The 17795-nt window shown below is 67.7% G+C and carries 17 protein-coding genes; 6 read left to right on the forward strand and 11 right to left on the reverse strand.

Annotated features, from left to right (window positions below; all coding sequences use genetic code 11):
* Positions 1-15: 15 nt before the first annotated feature.
* Positions 16-750: a protein-L-isoaspartate(D-aspartate) O-methyltransferase gene (locus KF791_00565; GenBank protein ID MBX3731063.1), complete on the reverse strand. Its 735-nt coding sequence runs from the start codon at positions 748-750 to the stop codon at positions 16-18.
* Positions 751-998: 248 nt separating this feature from the next.
* Here KF791_00565 and KF791_00570 point away from each other — a divergent pair, with 248 nt between their 5' ends.
* From KF791_00570 to KF791_00580, 3 genes are all read left to right on the forward strand, one after another.
* Positions 999-1733 carry a DUF1080 domain-containing protein gene (locus tag KF791_00570; GenBank protein MBX3731064.1) on the forward strand — a complete coding sequence of 245 codons (735 nt, stop codon included), beginning with the start codon at positions 999-1001 and terminating at the stop codon, positions 1731-1733.
* Positions 1734-1835: 102 nt separating this feature from the next.
* Positions 1836-3452, forward strand: coding sequence for an RNA polymerase sigma factor (locus KF791_00575; GenBank protein ID MBX3731065.1), 1617 nt, complete (start codon positions 1836-1838; stop codon positions 3450-3452).
* A 12-nt stretch (positions 3453-3464) separates the two neighbouring features.
* On the forward strand, positions 3465-4370 hold the full coding sequence (locus KF791_00580; GenBank protein MBX3731066.1) for a hypothetical protein: 906 nt from the start codon (positions 3465-3467) through the stop codon (positions 4368-4370).
* Between the two features lie 10 nt (positions 4371-4380).
* Here the strand turns inward: KF791_00580 and KF791_00585 are convergent, their stop codons facing one another.
* Complete coding sequence (locus KF791_00585) at positions 4381-6378, reverse strand: threonine--tRNA ligase (protein ID MBX3731067.1); 1998 nt, start codon at positions 6376-6378, stop codon at positions 4381-4383.
* Between the two features lie 277 nt (positions 6379-6655).
* Between KF791_00585 and KF791_00590 the strand changes: the two genes are divergently transcribed.
* Positions 6656-7405, forward strand: a complete 750-nt coding sequence (locus KF791_00590) for a type II secretion system protein (GenBank protein MBX3731068.1) — start codon at positions 6656-6658, stop codon at positions 7403-7405.
* 43 nt (positions 7406-7448) lie between these two features.
* On the opposite strand, the gene KF791_00595 is transcribed toward KF791_00590, so the two are convergent.
* From KF791_00595 to KF791_00610, 4 genes are read right to left on the reverse strand one after another with little or no spacing between them, the layout of a single operon-like run.
* The gene (locus tag KF791_00595) at positions 7449-7673 is read right to left on the reverse strand and encodes a hypothetical protein (protein ID MBX3731069.1); all 225 of its coding nucleotides are present in this window, start codon (positions 7671-7673) and stop codon (positions 7449-7451) included.
* 3 nt (positions 7674-7676) lie between these two features.
* A complete protein-coding gene (locus KF791_00600) occupies positions 7677-8450 on the reverse strand; it encodes a hypothetical protein (GenBank protein ID MBX3731070.1) in 774 nt (257 codons plus the stop codon).
* The gene (locus KF791_00605; protein ID MBX3731071.1) at positions 8447-8881 is read right to left on the reverse strand and encodes a biopolymer transporter ExbD; all 435 of its coding nucleotides are present in this window, start codon (positions 8879-8881) and stop codon (positions 8447-8449) included. Before KF791_00605 ends, KF791_00600 begins: the two co-directional genes overlap by 4 nt.
* Complete coding sequence (locus tag KF791_00610) at positions 8878-9552, reverse strand: MotA/TolQ/ExbB proton channel family protein (GenBank protein MBX3731072.1); 675 nt, start codon at positions 9550-9552, stop codon at positions 8878-8880. The genes KF791_00605 and KF791_00610 overlap by 4 nt, the downstream gene beginning before the upstream one ends.
* A gap of 191 nt (positions 9553-9743) precedes the next feature.
* Between KF791_00610 and dapB the strand changes: the two genes are divergently transcribed.
* Both dapB and folK read left to right on the forward strand, forming a co-directional pair.
* Positions 9744-10478 carry a 4-hydroxy-tetrahydrodipicolinate reductase gene (gene dapB, locus KF791_00615; GenBank protein MBX3731073.1) on the forward strand — a complete coding sequence of 245 codons (735 nt, stop codon included), beginning with the start codon at positions 9744-9746 and terminating at the stop codon, positions 10476-10478.
* Between the two features lie 41 nt (positions 10479-10519).
* Complete coding sequence (folK, locus tag KF791_00620) at positions 10520-11062, forward strand: 2-amino-4-hydroxy-6-hydroxymethyldihydropteridine diphosphokinase (protein ID MBX3731074.1); 543 nt, start codon at positions 10520-10522, stop codon at positions 11060-11062.
* 2 nt (positions 11063-11064) lie between these two features.
* Here folK and KF791_00625 read toward each other — a convergent pair whose 3' ends face one another.
* From KF791_00625 to KF791_00645, 5 genes are all read right to left on the reverse strand, one after another.
* The gene (locus KF791_00625; protein MBX3731075.1) at positions 11065-13065 is read right to left on the reverse strand and encodes an Rne/Rng family ribonuclease; all 2001 of its coding nucleotides are present in this window, start codon (positions 13063-13065) and stop codon (positions 11065-11067) included.
* A gap of 16 nt (positions 13066-13081) precedes the next feature.
* Positions 13082-14290, reverse strand: a complete 1209-nt coding sequence (gene rodA / locus KF791_00630; GenBank protein ID MBX3731076.1) for a rod shape-determining protein RodA — start codon at positions 14288-14290, stop codon at positions 13082-13084.
* Positions 14287-16326: a hypothetical protein gene (locus KF791_00635; protein MBX3731077.1), complete on the reverse strand. Its 2040-nt coding sequence runs from the start codon at positions 16324-16326 to the stop codon at positions 14287-14289. Before KF791_00635 ends, rodA begins: the two co-directional genes overlap by 4 nt.
* A gap of 88 nt (positions 16327-16414) precedes the next feature.
* Positions 16415-16966: a hypothetical protein gene (locus KF791_00640; GenBank protein ID MBX3731078.1), complete on the reverse strand. Its 552-nt coding sequence runs from the start codon at positions 16964-16966 to the stop codon at positions 16415-16417.
* A 12-nt stretch (positions 16967-16978) separates the two neighbouring features.
* Complete coding sequence (locus tag KF791_00645) at positions 16979-17785, reverse strand: rod shape-determining protein MreC (protein ID MBX3731079.1); 807 nt, start codon at positions 17783-17785, stop codon at positions 16979-16981.
* Positions 17786-17795: the final 10 nt, after the last annotated feature.

Genomic DNA, 17795 nt, shown 5'->3' on the forward strand with positions numbered 1-17795 from the left:
CGACGCAGGATGCCCTCAAGGATTCCCAAGCTCTCCGGTCATGGGCACGAACCGCACCGGGAGGATCGAGCGCTGGGCCACCCGACCGTCGCGCTTTTCCAGCAGGTGGAGGCTTTGGCGTCCGGCGGGACCCACCGGGATGACCATGCGTCCCCCCTCCCGAAGCTGGTCCACCAGGGGCTGCGGCACGTGGTCGGGAGCACAGGTGACGATCACCGCATCGAAGGGAGCCTCATCCGGCCAGCCGAGGTAGCCGTCGCCGGCGCGCACGAACACGTTGGTGTACCCCAGGCGCGCGAGGTCGGCTGTGGCCCGTCGGGCCAGCGGATCCACAATCTCGATGGTGTGGACGGTTTGGACCAGGCCGGACAGCACGGCCGCCTGGTAGCCCGAGCCGGTGCCAATTTCGAGGACCCGGTCGGTCGGTCTCGGATTCAACGCCTGGGTCATGAAGGCAACGATGTAGGGCTGGGAGATGGTCTGTCCGTGCCCGATCGGCAGCGGTTGATCGCTGTAGGCCTGGGCGCGCGCGGCAGGTGGCACGAGTTCGTGGCGTGGGACGGCGCCCATGACGTCCAGGACCCGGCGGTTGGTGATGCCGCGGTCCCAGGTGGCGAGCTGCCGCGCCACCATGCGCTCGCGTGCGGCGGCGTAGGGATCGGGAGAGGTGGATTCGCCGGACAGTGCGGCGGATGGCGCGATCCAAAGGACCGCGATTCGGATCAGGCCCGGGATCTTCTGGAAGGTCATGGATGCAAGTTCCAGCCTGGCCCTCCGTCCCGCAAGTCGGGCGGGGGCCAAGGTCTCCGACACCGAGGCTCATCGTCGCTCATCGTGCGGCGGGCTCCCCGGTTCCTGTCGTGGTCACAGCCTCCAGTGGCGTCGCGTGTTGGAGGTCGAGGACCCACGCGCCGGGGTGCGGGTTGGTGATGCGCGGCGCAGCGTGCGTGATGTTCCGACCGAGGTCGCGATTGCCGCCGGCGTCTTTCCTGTGTTGGATGGCTGACGTGCTCCGATGCTTCTCTGCCGCCCTGCTGTTGCTGGCGGCCCTGGTCATCACCGGGTGTCAGTCGGCCCCGAAGTCCGCCTGGCAGCCGCTTTTTCCGGAGGACGGGCCCCCTGTCGGTTGGACCGTTCGGGCCTGGGACGATGTGGCCAATCCAGGGCCGACCCATTCGTTTTGGATCGTGGAGGCCGGGGTCCTCACGAGCCGGGGGGAACGCGGATGCTGGCTGCTCTGGGAACGCGAACTCGGCGACTTCGACCTGGAATTCGAATTTCGATTGGGGCCGCTCGGAAACAGCGGCCTCGCCTTGCGTGCCCCGATGCGGGGTGACCCTGCCTTCGATGGCCTAGAACTGCAGATGGCGGACTTCCGCTACAACACCGAGGCGCGTGACTCGGAATTGACCGGTGGCATTTACCGGGCCGTCGCCCCGGTCCGGCAGGTGTACCTCCCCGAGGCGTGGAACCGGTATGAGGTGTCCCTTGATGGATCGCGCCTGCGGGCGCGATTGAATGGCGTCCTGATTCAGGACGTGGACCTGTCCGTCCACACCGCGACCGTGAAACGGCACAACGGACAGGACGCCCCGGCGCTGAAGGACCGGCCGCGGGCGGGGCACATCGGCTTCCAGGAATTGAGCCGGGGTGACGGTCACGTGATGATCCGGAACGCGCGGATTCGGATTCGCGACACCGATACCGGCACCGGCATCGGCTCCATCCGTTGAGCCTCCCTGGCCGGCCTGGTCCGCGGGACAACGGCGGGGGCGGCAATCCCGGCCGCCTGATCGGTGTCCGGTTGCGGGCCGGAGCGGCAGTAGTGGGGTGACATGAATCCGGAATCGCCCGACAGCGAGTTGGTGGGGACCTATGCGAGGGAAGGGTCGGAGACGGCCTTTCGTGCGTTGGTCGGCCGCCATGTGAACCTGGTCTTTGGGATCGCCCTCCGGCAGATCGGGGATGCGGGAATTGCCGAGGAGGTCACCCAGAACGTCTTCATCGCCCTGGCCCGCAAGGCACCACGCCTGGCGCGGCACGAAACGGTGGCCGGATGGCTCCATCGGACCGCCATCCTGGAGTGCAAGGCCCGGTTGCGGGCGGAACTGCGGCGTCAACGCCGGGAGCAGGCCGCCGCGGTGATGACCCTGCCGATGGAGGCGCCGTCGCCTGACTCCGACCTATCGGTGCTGCTGGACGAAGGGTTGCTGCATTTGCGGGAGGGGGACCGCCTTGCGGTGATTCTTCGCTATCTGGAGGAGCGCAGTCTGCGGGAAGTGGCCGGGTTGCTGGGTGTCGAAGAGGATGCCGCCCGCAAGCGGGTGGACCGGGCGGTGGAGCGATTGGCCGAATTCTTCCGTTCCCGGGGTGTTGCGGCGTCGGCAGGTGCGAGCGTCGCGGCCCTGGCCCGGGCGTCTGCGGCCTCCGCAGCGCCTCCGGGACTGGCCGCTGCCGCCGGAACGGCGGGTCTCGCTGGCGTCGCGGGCGGCGGTGCGCTGGCACCGCTGGCCGGACTTGCGACCGTTTCGCTCTCCAACCTTCAGACGGCAGGCCTTTGCCTGCTGCTGGTCGCCGCGCCCGTTGGGTGGCAGTGGCATCAGCATCGGGAGGTCCGCCGACAGGAAGCCGGCCTGCGGGTGCAGCGTGACGACGTCTTGCGTTCGCTGGATGAGGCGTTGGAAGTCACCCGAAGAACCCGGGCCGATCGGGTCCTTGCCGAGGCGGAAGCCTTCAACGCCCGTCGGCGGCTGGAGGTGGCCTCCCAGGCCGCCGCCGCGGTGCCGACGCCCGCAGGGTATGCATGGGACGATCAATCACCGCTGGCGCGGGTCCCCAAGGAATTCGTTCGACACAATTGGGCACCTGCAGTCGCGCCCCAAGACGGCAGGCTGACGGACCCGATCCAGGAGCTGCTCCAGATGACCCCCGAAGAGGCCGTGGCAATCCAGGCGGCGCTGGACGCGTTTTCAACGGCTGTTGAGGTGACCCAGGCGGGTGCGGTCCGTCAGGTGGAACCTCTGGACTTCGAATTGGAGGGCCAGGATCCAGCGGCGGTGCGGGTCTTCGAAATCCGGGGCGTTGGGGAAGCGCTGGTGAATTTGCGGACGGCGCTGCTATCGGAGGTGGATGCCACACTCGGGCAGGAGCGCTCGGAGATCTTCCGGCGGGCCCTCGGGGACTGGATCCCGATGGATGACGACAACGCCGGGGTGAGCAGTGGCTGGGCGTATCACCTGGGCGATCATCGGATCCGGTTTCTGGAGCGCACGGGCAATGGGGAGTCGGGTCCAATTCTATTTTGGGGTGTCCGCACGGAGTCCGGTGCGGCATTCACCGCACCCATCCAGACGTCCCAAATCCCCGGGTTCTTGAGACCCCATCTCCAGGACTGGTTGGATGCGCTCGCCGCGGATGTTGCGGCGGAGGCTGCAGCCCAAGGGCAACCCTGAACCGTCCGGACGATGCGCTTTACCCGTATTTGCGTGCTGCTGGGCGTTGTGGTGCTGGCGATGTTCCTGTGGTGGCAGGACGCCCGCGGGCTCAGTCGCCGGCGTGCCGGTCTGGAGGCCGCCGCTGCCGGGTTGTTGCCTCTGAAGGCACGGATTGCCGAAGCGTTGCGGGCCGCGGAGGAGGAGCGTTTGGAACGTGATGTGTTTCGGGACCGCGCGCGCCGCGACACGCTTCAGGTCGCGGCCATCCATGAACGTTCGCACACCCCGACCGCCGAGGATCCGTGGCGACAGCCGCCCAAAGTTCTACCCCACTGGGATCCCGAGTCGCCGTTCATCTGGATCGCCAAGGACACGCTGGCGGCCGTCCCGGTGACGCCCTTCGAGCGCGACGGCAGTCTCCAAACGCTCCTGGGAGGTGTGCTGGCACTCGATCCGGAGACCGAGGCCGGGCTCAACCGGGCGCTCTCCGGATTGGTCGGGGAATTGCGGCGTGCCGAATCCGAGCGTGTGGTCCTGCGGACGGATCCGGTGGACCTGCTGGGCGCCATCACAGGGGAGCAGATTACCATCGAAATCGGGGCGCCAGGATCCGAGGTCGCGCAACTTCGAGCGGCGTTTGAAGAGCAGGTCCGCGCCGGGCTGGGAGCCTCCCGGGCGGCACTCGTCCTCCATTGGGGGGCGCACTGGCTCGACAGGACGTTTGATGCCGGACCGGACAACTCGCGGGTGTACACGGTGGTCCGACTCGCAGACGGGACCTTTCGGCTCGGCATGCGCAGTCGTCACGGGGGGATGTCCGCGACCGGGCAGGGGAGTTTCGACGATTATCTCCCCGAACATTTGCGCGGCTGGTTCGCGCCGCTTCGGGACGGCGGGCGGGCGCCGGATCCGGAGGCCGCGAGCTACCAGCCGTGATGCTCCGGGCTTACGATCTTCGCTCCTGGATGGCGGCCACAATGTCGGCGATCACCTCGTCCCGCGGTCGGGCGCCCTGCGGCCCCCGGCTGTGCAATCGCACGGACACGACGCCGGCATCGAGGTCGCGGCCGCCAATGACCAGCATGGTGTGGACGCGGGCCTTCTCGGCATCCGCGATCTTGGCCTTGATCGGATTCGTGCCGAAGTCGCCCTCGACCCTCACAAACCGCGCCCGCAGCTCCTCCAGGATTCCGCGCGCGTAGTTCACCAGCGGCGCCTCGTTGCCGAGGGTCAGAAGCCGCACCTGTTCGGGCGCCAGCCACAGGGGGAAGTTGCCGGCGTAATGCTCGATGAGGAAGCCGATGAACCGCTCGTGGGTGCCGAGTGGCGCCCGGTGGATGCAGAGCGGCGTCTTGTCCGTATTGTCCCGGTCGCGGTAGGTGAGCCCGAAGCGCCTGGGGACCGCAAAGTCCACCTGATTGGTGGCGATCGTGAACTCCCGCCCGATGGCGCTCCACACCTGCACGTCAATCTTCGGACCGTAAAACGCCGCCTCATTGGGCACCTCGACGAACTGGATGCCGGATTCCACGAGGACGCGGCGGACCATCTCCTCGGTCTGCAGCCACAATTCCGGCTCGTTGACGAACTTCTGTCCGAGCCGCGCCGGATCGTGGGTGCTGAAGCGCATCTGGCAGCGGTCGAGTCCGAAGATCTTGAAATACTTCAGGTACATTTCGTTCACCGCGCGGAACTCGTCGGCGAACTGCTCCGGGGTGCAGTACAGGTGGGCATCGTTCATGTTCATCGAGCGCACCCGCATCAGGCCGAACAGCTCCCCGGACTGTTCATACCGATAGCACGTGCCGTACTCGGCCAGGCGCAGGGGCAGATCCCGGTAGCTCCGCGGTTCCGCCGCGAAAATGCGGTGGTGATGCGGACAGTTCATGGCCTTCAGGTAATAGCGCCCGCCCAGGAAGGTGATCTCCGTCTCCAGACGGGAGATGTCGTGCGCCAGTTGGTCGGTGGTCAGCCCGGCCGTATTGGCGGACGTCGCGTGGCCGATGCCGTCCCGCAACTGGATCAGATCGGCCCGTCGCTCCAGCAGCTTGTCCCTGAGCTTTCGTTCCTCCTCCTCCAGCATCTCCATCGCCGGAAACATGGAATCCTCGTAGTACGGAAGATGACCGGAGGTGCGGTACATCTTTTCCCGCGCCAGGTGGGGGGTGCGCACGCGGACATAGCCCGCCTGGAACTCGGTTTCCTTGGCGAGCCGTTCGAGTTCCTCGACCAGCACCGTGCCATTTGGCAGCCACAGCGGGAGTCCGGGGCCGACGTATTCCGCGTCGAAGGCGAACAGCCCCATTTCGGCGCCAATGCGGCGGTGATCCCGCCGGCGCGCCTCCTCCTGCATCTGAAGCCACGCCTCGAGTTCGTCCTTCGTCTTGAACGCCGTGCCGTAGAGGCGCTGGAGCTGCGGGTTCCGCTCGTTGCCCTTGAAGTACGCGCTGGCGACCTTGAGCAGCTTGACCGCCCCGGGTTTGACATTGCCGGTCCGCATCACGTGCGGTCCCGCGCAGAGGTCCACAAACTCGCCATTCTGGTAGAAGCTGATCGGTTCGTCGTCCGGGATGTCGGCGAGGCGTTCAATCTTGAAGCGCTGGCCGCGCGCCTCGAAGTAAGCACGGGCTTCCTCGCGGGTCCGGATGGATTTCTCAAACACCTGGTTCTCCTTGATCACCGCCCGCATGGCCTCCTCGATGCGGGGGAAATCCTCCGGGGAGAACCGGTGCCCGAGGTCGAAGTCGTAGTAAAAGCCCTCGTCGGTGGGCGGACCGATGTCGAGCCGGGCATCGGGCCAGAGCCGCAGCACGGCGGTGGCCAGGATGTGCGCGCACGAGTGCCGGAGGCGCATCAGGTCGTCCAGTTGCTGACGCTGATCGAGCGACTTGCGCTGGACTTCGGTCTTGGCGGCCTCCAGGGGGCGTGCGGGTTCGGTGTTCATGTTTTTGGATGGGCGGGCGGCGGGCCGGGGAGTCACCCGAAACAAAAACGCCCCGGACCGATGGTGGCACGAGGCGTGGGAGCGTCTGCAGCGACCGGCTGCAGACGCTACGTCGTCATGGGAGTTTCGGACGTTGCGTCAATCACTTCCCCGCGATTGGAGCCCAAGGGGGGGCGCTCCGGCAACCGGATTTTCGGCGGGGTTCAGGTCGGCGGGTCGCGGGGATTCGCGGATTGGCCTTGCCCGGCAAACGGGTTGGCGGTAGGCCGATCCTGCGATGAAGGAGCCGAGGTCTTCCCAATGCCGGCAACGCGCCGGATTCACCCTGATCGAACTCCTGGTCGTCATTGCGATCATTGCGATCCTGGCGGGCATGCTTCTGCCGGCTTTGGGCCGGGCCAAGGCCAAGGGGCTGCAGACGCGCTGCGCGAGCAACCAGCACCAGATTGGCATCGCCTACCAGTTGTACACCGACGACAACGCGGACTTTTATCCGGCGCAATGGGGCTGGGGAGCCGGCGGGGGCAAGAAGGGCACCTACCGGCTCGACGCCGGCGTGGCCCTTTCGTTCGGCGTGTCCATCGAGACCACCAACCGCCCGCTCTTTCGCTACACCAGCACCCCGGAACTGTTCTTTTGCCCCTCGGACAAAGGGGACGAGGAATACAACGCCAAGCACTGCTACAACGAATACGGCAACAGCTACCTGGTCCAGTTTCAGCACGACTCCTTCCGGGTGAAGCATGTGGCGGGGGATCTCAAGGCGCCGCGGGGCAGTTATGAGGCGACGCCCATCAAATCCAGCGAAGTCGCGCGCAGTCCGGTCAACAAGATCATCCAAGGCGACTGGCACTGGCACGCCAACCGCAATGTGAACGACAAGCGCAGCGTGTGGCACAACTACAAGGGCCAGGCCCGCTACAACATGCTGTTTGGCGACAGCCATGTGGAATTCTTCCGGTTTCCCAAGGAGACCCCGAACTGGATCTGGGAACCCCGGCCGGATCCGGGATTCACCTGGTGGTGAGCCGGGGGGGGCCCGGGCTCGCGGTTCCCGCCCGGACCCGCCTTCAGAACTCAAACGGTCCGTTGGTGCGCTCGCACTGCGGGCATCGGGAGCGGTCCACCTTCGGGTCATCGGTGTATACCAGTCCGCAGGCATCGCACCGGAAGATGCGGTCCTCGGAGACTTCGCGTTCAACCCGGCGCCGCCTCAGTCCAAGCCGCAGTGCGATCAGGGCCAGCGCGGCCAGCAGGCCGAGCACCTGGAGGGTGAGCAGGGATTCGGGCGCCATGGCTCAGGGTGCCGGCGGCTCGATGCGCCAGACGAAGGCCAGATCTCCCCAGACCAGCGGGCCGGGCCCAGACTCCAGATCCTCCGGGTCCCATGCGGCCTCCGCGGCGAACCGGGCGCGTTGGGCCCAGGCCAGCGCCAGCTGGTCCGCGTCCGGGCTGCCGCTGGAGGCGGTCACGCGGGCGACGAGGACTTCCCCCCCCGGGGCGACTCCGACCTCGACGGTGCTCGGGCTGAGTACCTCGGTGCCCGGGACCAGCTGCGGAGGCGCCTCCGGGTGCAAGGCCCGTCCCGCCAGGAGCCCCCGGGGAACCACCACGGTTTGTGTCGGCAGCACCCGGGGCGCCCTGGGTTCGCCGCGAATGCCAACCGGGGGCAGGCGCAGGGGTCTCGGGAGGGTCGTCGCCGGCGGGGGCGGCGGCACCCCCAGGCGGGACGTCCCGGCGTCGGCACCGAGCCAGCGCGGCCGGCCGGGCCACTCGGCGAGCCGGTACTCCGGCAGCGGAAAGGCGTGGGCGGCGGCGCCTGAAAACCCCTGAGGATCCATGTGGGCAAACTGGCGAGGGTCCGCCTCCAAACCCTGGACCGGGTCCTGACCCGCACGGGAAGTGTCGAGGACCATCCGGCCGGGGCTTGCGCGCACCGGAGTGGGCAGGCCGGGCCATCGAGCCAGCCAGAGCAGGGTGCCCGCTTGAAGCGCGGCGAAGATTGCGATGACCCCCATCCAGCGGCTTCGCGGCCAGGGGATCTCCCGGGGATCGGCGTTGGTGCGCGTCATCGTGGAAGCCCGCGCCCGACGCGGCTGCGGGTGGCGCCCAGCACGATTTCCTGGATTCCCGCCCGCCGTGCCAGGGCGGCGAGGTCCGCCAGTTCCCCGTAGGGGATGCTCTGGTCGGCCTGGATCAGCAGCGCATTGGGGTGTCCCCCACGGGATGCCCGGCGCGACAGCTCAACCTCCAGCGCGGTCCGGTCGGTGATCTGGTTGTCGAAGTACAGACGGCGCGAGGCGTCCATTGCCACGATGAGGAACGGCCGTCCGGGCTCCAGCGCCAGCGGGGCCTCTGTGTCGGGCAGATCCAGGAGCGCCCCGCGGGGCAGCACGAGGAAATCCCGCAACACCAGCACAAATGCCGTGAGGAAGATCACGCAAAGGAAGGGTGCGAGGTCGAGCTGACCCCGGAACAGGCGGGTGGATCTGGGAAATCTCATGCAGTTCGTGAGGTCGCCGGCATCGGCGCGGGCTCGTCCACCTCGTCGCCATCGGGCTCGCTGGTGGTCAGGCGGACCGCCTCGCGACTGGCACGCTCCATGTCGAGCACGATCAGGTTGACCCGGTGGACGAGGTAGTTGTAGGCCGCGTAACAAAAGGCGGCGATGCCGATGCCCATCGCGGCGACGTACAGGGACTGCATCAGCCCGTCGAACATCTGGCCGGGGGCGGCGTAGCCATAGGCGACACCGTCCGGATTGCGCAGTTCGCGAAACACCCGGGCGAACCCGAACAGGGTGCCGATCAATCCCAGCAGGGGCGCCACCTGGGCCACCGTTGCCAGAAAGGGCAGGTGATGCTCCAGCCGCGGCACCTCCACCTGACCGACCTCCTCAATGACCTCCTCCACGCGGGCGCGTCCGCCCTCCCGGTGCAGGATGGCGGTCTTGACGATGCGGGCGACCGGGCCCCGAGTGGCATCGCAGATGGACAGCGCCTCGATGACGTTGTCGCGTCGCAGCACGTTGCGGACGCCGGCGAGGAACTGGGCGGAGTCAATCTGGACCCGATGGAAATACAGCACGCGCTCGATGACCACCGCGAGCGCGGCGGCGCTGACGAGGACCAGGACCCAGAACATCAGCCCGAAGTGGGCCGCGGTGGCGGGCATGGCGTCCGCCATCCGGGCCATCACCGCATTGGTGTCGGTGGTGGCGGCGAGCAACGGCACGAAGGTCATGACCGGGTTATAGACAATTCGCCTCGCGGACTCCAACAGCGTTTGCCCCGGCGCCGGTGCCCGGGATGCAGCGGGGAATTCGGCTTCTTTCCCGAGGTCCGGGATGTTAAGGCCGGACCAGCATGACTCGCATCGTGATCAATGGGGCCCGCGGGCGCATGGGCCAGGCGCTGCTGGCCCGGGCTGCGGACCTCCCTGCGGTGACCGTGGTGGGTGCCGTGGACCAGGGCGACGACCTGTCGGCGGCGCTGTCCGGCGCCGATGTGGTGATTGACTTCTCATTCCACGAAGTGACGGCTGCCGTCGCCTCGCTGTGTGCGCGGCAGGACCGCGCCCTGGTGATCGGGACCACCGGTCACTCGGAGCCGGAAAAGGCGGCAATCCGGGAGCAGTCGGCCCGGATCCCGATGGTCTGGGCCTCCAACTATTCCACCGGGGTCAACACCCTGTTCTGGCTCACCCGGCGCGCCGCCGAGATCCTGGGGCCCGGTTTCGATCTGGAGGTGGTGGAGATGCACCACCGGATGAAGCGCGACGCCCCCAGCGGCACCGCGGCCACGTTGCTCGAGATCCTGGGCGACGTGCGAAAGGTCTCCCTGGAGACCGCCCTTCGGCACGGCCGCCAGGGCATCACCGGCGAGCGGACCGCGTCGGAGATCGGCATCCATGCGCTGCGCGGTGGCGACGTGGTCGGGGACCACACGGTGATTCTTGCCGGGCCGGGGGAGCGTGTGGAGTTGACCCATCGGGCCTCCAGTCGCGACACCTTCGCTTCGGGCGCCCTGCGCGCTGCCGAGTGGGTGGTCGGACGGCCCCCGGGCATCTACTCGATGCAACAGGTGCTCGGTCTGGAGTGATGGCAGGCCCCGTTCGGGACCAACAGCAGACGGCGCGCGCAATGCCCGGCAGACCTTCCAGAGCGACCCCGGGGTCCTGCGTGTGCGTCGCCCTGGGATCCAACCTTGGAGATTCTCCGAGGCTGCTGGTCGAGGCGATGGATGCGCTCGACCGGATCGCGACCGGTGCGGTCCGGCGCTCCTCCATCTGGTGGAGCACGCCGGACGCCTGTCCTCCCGGGTCCCCGGTGTTTGCCAACGCGGCGGTGGTGTTGGCTCCGCGCAGGGGGGAGACGCCCGAATCCCTGCTGGCCAAACTTCAGGCGCTGGAGCGCGAGTTCGGACGCCGCCCCAAGCAGGTCCTCAACGAGGCGCGTCCGCTCGACCTCGATCTGATTGCCTGGGCGGGGGAAGTTCGGTCCGGACCGGTCCTCACGCTGCCCCATCCGCGGGCGCACCTGAGGCGCTTCGTGCTGGCGCCGCTCGCGGAATTGGTGCCGGAGTTCGTGCTCCCGGGCCAGGTCCGGACTGTTTGCGAGCTGCTGGATCGGGCCCCACCCGACCCGGGGTTGAGGCGATGGGGGTCCCCGGCCGGCGGGCTGTGAGCTCAGGCGGCGCTGCGGCCGAGTTCGACGTTGGTGATGGCGTCCATGATGCGCCACTGCTCGTTGTGGAAGGCCGGCTCGGGACGGAAGGCCAGTTTGGCGTAGAACTTCTTCTCCAGCTCGATCAACAGCCGCTCGTCCTGGGTGCGCAGACGTTCGAGCACCGCGGGATGGCAGTGGATGCGCAGCTGGAAGTCGCTCTCGTCGCGCGGCCGGGCCTTCATGATCGCCGTGAGCTTGCGCTGGATCTCCACGCTCATGCTCTCCGGACTCTTCACCACGCCCCGGCCGCGGCAGTGCGGGCAATCCACGAGCATGGCGTCGGCGACCGACTCGGTGTGGCGCTGGCGCGTCATTTCCATCAGGCCGAGCTGGCTCAGGGGCAGGATGTGTGTCTTGGCCCGGTCGCGCCGGAGGTTCCCCTTCATGCGCTGATAGAGCGTCTGCTGATCCTTGCGGGACTTCATGTCAATGAAGTCCAGGACGATGATGCCGCCCATGTTGCGCAGCCGGAGCTGGCGGCAGATTTCGTCGGCGGCCTCCAGGTTCACCTTGAGCAGATTCTGATCGTGGTCCTTGGATCCCTTGTGGCGGCCGGTGTTGACGTCAATGGCCACGAGCGCCTCGGTCTCGTCAATGATCAGGTAGCCGCCGCTCTTGAGCGTCACCTGCCGGCCGAAGGCCTGCTCCAACTGCCGCGTGATGTTGTACCGGTCGAACAACGGCTCGGCCTCATTGTAGAAGGCGATCTTCTTTGCGGACCGGCGGCTGATGCGTCCGATGAGGTCCTGCACCCGCTGAAACTGCTTGTGATCGTCTATGATGATGCGGTCCACGTCCTCGGTCAGGAAGTCCCGGACGGTGCGCTCGATCAGATCGGGCTCCTGGAACACGCAGCAGGGGGCGGTACCGCCCGTGGTCTTGTCCTGCACCCGCTTCCATTCCTCCAGAAGCAGGGCGAGATCCCGGATGAAGTAGCGGCGGAGCTTGTCCTCCCCGGCGGTGCGGATGATCACCCCCATCCCCTCCGGCAGGGTGAGCTCGCGGAGAATCTTTTTCAGCCGCTGACGCTCGGCGGGATCTTCGATCTTGCGGCTGATGCCGCACTGCTCGGAATTGGGCAGCAGGACCAGGTAACGTCCGGGCAGCGCGAGGTTGGTGGTGACGCGGGGCCCCTTGGTGCCAATGGGGCCCTTGGTGACCTGGACAATGATTTCGCTGCCGACGGGGTAGAGGCGCGGGACGTCCTTGGTGGTGATTTTCGGCTTGTCCTTGCGGGCGCGCTTGCGGTCTTCGCGCTCCACCAGCTCGATGCTGGAGTCGAAGGGGCTTGGGATGATGTCCCAGTAGTGGAGGAACGCGTTCTTGTCGAAGCCGATGTCCACGAACGCCGCCTTGAGGCCGTCCTCCAGGTTGCGAACCTTCCCCTTGTACACGCTGCCGACCAGCCGTTCGGTGTTGGTGCGCTCGACCGTGAAGTCATTGAGGCGGGACTCCTCGAGCACGGCGACCCGCGTTTCCAGGGGCTCGGCGTTGATGATGACCTCGATGTTCCGGCGGGGCTCCGGCTCGATCAGTTGGCGGACCTTCCGGACCGCCTCCCGGACGGCGCTGCGGGCCTTGTCGAGCAGGCCTGCGGGGGGCTTGAGCGCGGCCTCGGGTGTGCCGGCCCCATCGGTGTCGGGTTCCTCCGGATCGTTTCCGGCGTCGAGACCGGCACGGGGCCGGGGCTCCGGACGTCGGAACCGGCGATCCCGTCGGGTCCCGACGGGCTCCTCGGGCGACTCCGGGCTGTCGGCAGGGAGACCCGCCGCGAGGTTCTCGGCGCGGCCGATCTCGGCCTCCTGGCGCCGGCGGTCCGGGAACCGGTCGTCGTCGGGTTTGTCGTCGGGTTTCCCGGAAAGGATTGCGGCGGCGGCACGCCCGGGCTTCGGGGTGGCGAGACCGTGCGCGGGTTTGAACCTCAGCGGACCGCGGTTGCGTTTGAAGACGTGCTGGCTCATGGGGGGGGTGCGGGCGTCAGAAATGGCGCCGGTGCAGGTGAATGTTTTGGAGAATGCCGATGGCGATCAGCGAGCAGACCACCGAGGTGCCCCCCGCGCTCAGGAGGGGCAGGGGTATGCCCGTGACCGGCACCAGCCGGATGTTCATGCCGATGTTCACGAAGACATGCGTGAACAGTAGAGTGACCACGCCCACGGCGAGGAGGCGGCCGAGGCGGTCCCGGGCCCGTGCGGCGATCCGAAGACCGCTGAAGAGCACCAGGCCATAGAGAGTGAGGACCGTCACGCTGCCGAGGAAGCCCTTCTCCTCGGCGATGACGGAAAAGATGAAGTCGTTGTGGGCCACCGCGCGGGGGAGGTATCCGAGGGCGCTCTGGGTGCCGTCGCGCCACCCTTTGCCGGTGAGGCCGCCGCTGCCCACGGAGATGAGGGCCTGGCGGACGTTGTAGCTCTTGTTTTCCTGTTCGGTCCGCGCCAGCAGGCGTTCGGCGGGGGTCGCGCTGCGCGGGGCGAAGTCGAGTCCGAAGTACACCAGCAGCCGCTGCTTCTGGTATTCCTCCAGCTTGACGAAGCGCCATCCCGGGGGTGCGTAGAGCACATCCACCAGGATCAGGGTGACCAGCAGCGCGCCGCCGCCGAGGAACCGGGCGAGAAACCGGCGGGGCACTCCGGCGACAAACATCATGGTCAACGCGACTGGCAGGAAGACGAGGGACGAACCGAGGTCGGGCTGCTTGAGGATCAGCGCAAAGGGCAGGAGGGTCATGCCCATGGCCTTGGCGAAGAGCGCCGGCGACCCCAGCTCTCCGGGCGGGCGTGACAGGAAGTTGGCCAGGGCAAACAGGAAGGTGAGCTTGGCCAGTTCGCTCGGCTGAAACTGGACCATCCCGAAGTCCAGCCAGCGGCGGGCGCCCAGCCGGGACACCCCAAGGAAGGCCACCGCGAGGAGCAGGAGGATGGAAATCCAGTAGGCCACGAGCGACCAGCGGGCCAGTCGGCTGTAATCCACCAGGCACAGGGCGCCGACCAGGGCGATCCCCAGGAGGTAGGCGACGACCTGGTTGACGACGCGGAACCGCCACCAGGGAAGGTTTGCCGCGGCATCGGCGGCGCCGGTCGCGGAGAAGATGAATGCGGCGCCGAGGACCATCAGCCCGGCAACGGCCAGCCAGAGCGGCCATTCGACCCGGCGTTCCGGGCGCACGGTGGGGAGGTCCCAGGTCATCCGCGGGGGGCGGACAGGGCCGCCAGGCCGGGTCCCGGGCTTCGCTCCCGGTTCCGGAGGAATTCGTAGATCTGACGCGCCACCGGGGCACAGGTGCCGCCCCCGGAGGCGCCGCTTTCCACCATGACGATCACCACGTACCGCGGCGCCTCGTAGGGGGCGAAGCTCGCAAACCAGGTCACCTTGTCGCGACGTCCGGGCGCCTTGATCTCCGCCGTCCCGGTTTTGCCGCAGACCGCGAAGTCCGGCACCCGCGCCGCCCGGCCCGTGCCCTCGTTGTCGAGCACGTCGTCCCGCATGACCAGGCGCACCCGCTCCAGGTGGGCCGGACGCACCCGCAGTTCGGAGCGCACCTGGCCGGCTTTGACGCGGACGGGCTGGATTTCCGACAGCGGATCGGCGGGCTCCAGACGATCCACCAAACGGGGCCAGAAGACCCGCCCCCCGTTGGCCACGGCGCTCACCGCCACCGCCAGTTGCAGGGGCGTGAGGGTGACCTCCTGGCCGATGCTCACATTGGCCAGGTTGCCCAGGCCCCATCCGCGCTCCCGAACCGTCGCGACGGTCGGGAAGTTGCCCGCCGACTCCTCCGGGATGCGGATGCCGGTGTGCTGGCCGAGTCCGAAGTCCAGCCCGGTGGCGATCAGCCGGTCCCAACCGAGGCGGAGGGCGTGGTGGATGAAATAGCTGTTGCTGGAGCGGATGAAGGCCCTTCGGAAATCGTATTCGCCGGGGGGGGCGGTGTCGCCGATCGGGCGGCGGCCGATGATGTAGGCTCCGCGGGCGGGATTGCGGGGATCGGGCTCCACCTTGAAGGGAGCCTCGGGATCGAGACCCGCTTCCAGCAGCGCCACGGCGTCAATGATCTTGAACGTCGAACCGGGCGCATACTGACCGTACGTGGCCCGGTTCATCAGGGGCGCAGCGGGCTCGGCGAGAAAGAAGTTGGTCCAGCGCGCCGACGTGACGCCATCCACAAACTCGGCAGGATCGAAGGGCGGGGAGGAGGCCAGCGCGAGAATGTCACCGCTGGAGGGGTCCATGACCACGACGGCCCCGCGTTCGCCTCCGCCCACCGACGCCAGAGCCCGCTCGGTGGCCCGCTGCAGATCGAGATCGAGCGTGGTGACCAGATTGAGCCCGGGCTGTGGCGCGGCGATCAGCTCCTGGCTGCGCCGGTGGCGGTATCCGGCGGAATTGACCAGGATGCTCCGCGCGCCCGCCTGCCCGCGAAGTTCGCGGTCGTAGGCGGCTTCGAGCCCCATGGCGCCCCGATAGTCGCGAAGCCGGTAGTCGTAACGGCCCTCCTCCTCATCGTATTCGTCGTGACGCCGGAGGTGGCCGATGGCATGGGCGGCCAGCGTGCGGTGCGGATAGCTTCGCACCGGAACCAGTTCGAGGTCCACGCCGGGAAGATTCCATCCCTGCTCGGTGATCAGGGCGATTTGCGCCGGCGTGCAGTTCGGGATCAGGGTGAGCGGCAGCGCCGTCTTGCTGAGGAAATGCTGGTGCAGGGTCGGCTCGGCGAGGGTCAGGGATGTGCCCAGGCGATGGTTGATCTCCGCAAGCGTGTTGCTGACCACGGCATATCGCGATTCGCGGGCCAGCTGATCCAGCTCCGCCCTGGTGAACCGGGCCCGGGTGCGGGGTTTCCGGAAGCGGTCGAGCAACCAGGTGAGGGCTCCGGAATCCACGGGGTCTTCTCCCGGACCCTTGAGGGCCACCGCCTGGGCCCGCCGATTGCGATATTCCTCCTGGAAGCCGGCGCGGAGTTCGTCGAGATACAGGTCCAGACGGTACCGGGGGGCGTTGCCGGCGAATTCGCGTCCGTCCCGGTCCAGAATCCGGCCGCGCATGGCCGGGAGCCGGACGGTCCGGTAGCTCTGGCTCTCCTGTCGTTGCTGGTACTGGTGGCGGGAGAGAACCTGGACCTGCCACAGCCCGAACAGCAGCAAGGCCAGCCCGGCTAGAATGCCCGCGGCAACGGTCCTCAGTGGACGTTCCCCGGGTTGGACGGATGGAGGAAATTGAAACATGGCCTAGAAGGGTTGTCCGGGGGAGTCAGGACGAGGCCGGGCCGGGGAGGAGAAGTTCATGGCGATGCAATCGGAGGTCCGGAGCGGTTCAAAGCCGCCCCCGCTTGATCTCGCGGTCGGGTCGGAAGCTGGGCTGGGCGACGGGCTGGTAATCGAAGGCATTTTGGATCGCGTCGAACGTGCGAAAGACGGCCGGGCAAACCCCGCCATTCAGCAGCCCGAGGATCAGCAACTGCATCATGAAGAACGGGCCGGCGATGAATCGGGTGGAACCGATGCTGAGCAGGACCAGGGTGGCCAGCGGCACGGCGATGCCGGCTCCAAACCCGAGCCACCACTGGGCGTACACCTGCTCCCGAAGGATCAGGTGCCGGCGAAGGTGCAGTCCGAAGCCGACGCACACCAACGGCAGCACGGAGACGCCGATGGGCCCCGGGGACAGGGCATCCAGCGACACGCCGGCCAGGAGGCCCAGCACGATGACCGTGCCCAGGGAATGGGTCAGTGCGGCATACACCATCAATGCGGGAAGTACGGCCACCGGGGTGTCGAGGAGGCCCGCCAGCGGACGAAACTGCGTCTGGGCAAACACGGCGAGCCACGTGACGAAGAACAGCGCGGTGGTGGGAAGCCAGGTCATCGGTCCATGGGGTTACTTCAGGAGAATCCAGACTTCCTCGAGCTGGTTCAGGTTGGCCCAGAGCCGGACCCGGGCCTCGGTGTAGAGGCCGCCATCCGCCAACCGCGTGTCCACCACCTCACCCACCGGGATTCCACGGGGAAAGACGCCCCCGAGGCCGCTGGTGACGACGCGGTGGCCTGCCAGGGTGTCCGGGCTGGGTTGCAGGGTGCGGAGGATGACGAGGCCATCGGGATCGGGGGCGGCCCTCGCGTCCTGGATGATCCCGGGGTCGCGGGTTTCCACCACCACCGCTGACACGCCGCACTCAGGGTCGCCAATCAGGGCGACCTGGGACTGGGTGGGTTGAACCTCTCGGATGCGTCCGACCAGGCCCCCGCTGGTGAGCACGGGCTGGTTCACAAGGGCGCCGTCCCGTGCCCCGTAGTCCACGGTCACCGTGCGCCACCAGGTGGTGGGGTCCCGGGCGATGACCCGGGCCGCCCGGAGGCGCCAGGGCGCCAGAGGTTCCCAGGCGATGAGGGCGCGGAGCCGGGCGTTTTCGGCCAGGGCGTCGCGTCCCTGCTCGGCGGCGATCTGGAGCAGATCGTTCGTGGCGCGCACCCGTTCCAATTCCGAGATCAGGGTCGTCCGGGTCAGCGTGGCGTAACTGGCGCGGTCCACGAAGCTTTGTCCGGCTCCGGCCAGTCCGAACAGGGGGATGAAGAGGGATTGCAACCCGAGACGGAGCCGGCCCGCCGCATTGGGCGGCAGGTTGAGCAGCACGACCACGAGCACCGTGACGGTGCCCAGGGCCCAGTAATGTGCACGTTTCAGCACGTTCGTCCCG

The sequence above is a fragment of the Verrucomicrobiia bacterium genome, assembly GCA_019634635.1.
Taxonomy (GTDB): domain Bacteria; phylum Verrucomicrobiota; class Verrucomicrobiia; order Limisphaerales; family UBA9464; genus UBA9464.

Coding starts and splice junctions, on each gene's coding strand:
- KF791_00565 (MBX3731063.1), bottom strand. CDS start 750: ATGACCTTCCAGAAGATCCCGGGCCTGATCCGAATCGCGGTCCTTTGG.
- KF791_00570 (MBX3731064.1), top strand. CDS start 999: ATGGCTGACGTGCTCCGATGCTTCTCTGCCGCCCTGCTGTTGCTGGCG.
- KF791_00575 (MBX3731065.1), top strand. CDS start 1,836: ATGAATCCGGAATCGCCCGACAGCGAGTTGGTGGGGACCTATGCGAGG.
- KF791_00580 (MBX3731066.1), top strand. CDS start 3,465: ATGCGCTTTACCCGTATTTGCGTGCTGCTGGGCGTTGTGGTGCTGGCG.
- KF791_00585 (MBX3731067.1), bottom strand. CDS start 6,378: ATGAACACCGAACCCGCACGCCCCCTGGAGGCCGCCAAGACCGAAGTC.
- KF791_00590 (MBX3731068.1), top strand. CDS start 6,656: ATGAAGGAGCCGAGGTCTTCCCAATGCCGGCAACGCGCCGGATTCACC.
- KF791_00595 (MBX3731069.1), bottom strand. CDS start 7,673: ATGGCGCCCGAATCCCTGCTCACCCTCCAGGTGCTCGGCCTGCTGGCC.
- KF791_00600 (MBX3731070.1), bottom strand. CDS start 8,450: ATGACGCGCACCAACGCCGATCCCCGGGAGATCCCCTGGCCGCGAAGC.
- KF791_00605 (MBX3731071.1), bottom strand. CDS start 8,881: ATGAGATTTCCCAGATCCACCCGCCTGTTCCGGGGTCAGCTCGACCTC.
- KF791_00610 (MBX3731072.1), bottom strand. CDS start 9,552: ATGCCCGCCACCGCGGCCCACTTCGGGCTGATGTTCTGGGTCCTGGTC.
- dapB (MBX3731073.1), top strand. CDS start 9,744: ATGACTCGCATCGTGATCAATGGGGCCCGCGGGCGCATGGGCCAGGCG.
- folK (MBX3731074.1), top strand. CDS start 10,520: ATGCCCGGCAGACCTTCCAGAGCGACCCCGGGGTCCTGCGTGTGCGTC.
- KF791_00625 (MBX3731075.1), bottom strand. CDS start 13,065: ATGAGCCAGCACGTCTTCAAACGCAACCGCGGTCCGCTGAGGTTCAAA.
- rodA (MBX3731076.1), bottom strand. CDS start 14,290: ATGACCTGGGACCTCCCCACCGTGCGCCCGGAACGCCGGGTCGAATGG.
- KF791_00635 (MBX3731077.1), bottom strand. CDS start 16,326: ATGTTTCAATTTCCTCCATCCGTCCAACCCGGGGAACGTCCACTGAGG.
- KF791_00640 (MBX3731078.1), bottom strand. CDS start 16,966: ATGACCTGGCTTCCCACCACCGCGCTGTTCTTCGTCACGTGGCTCGCC.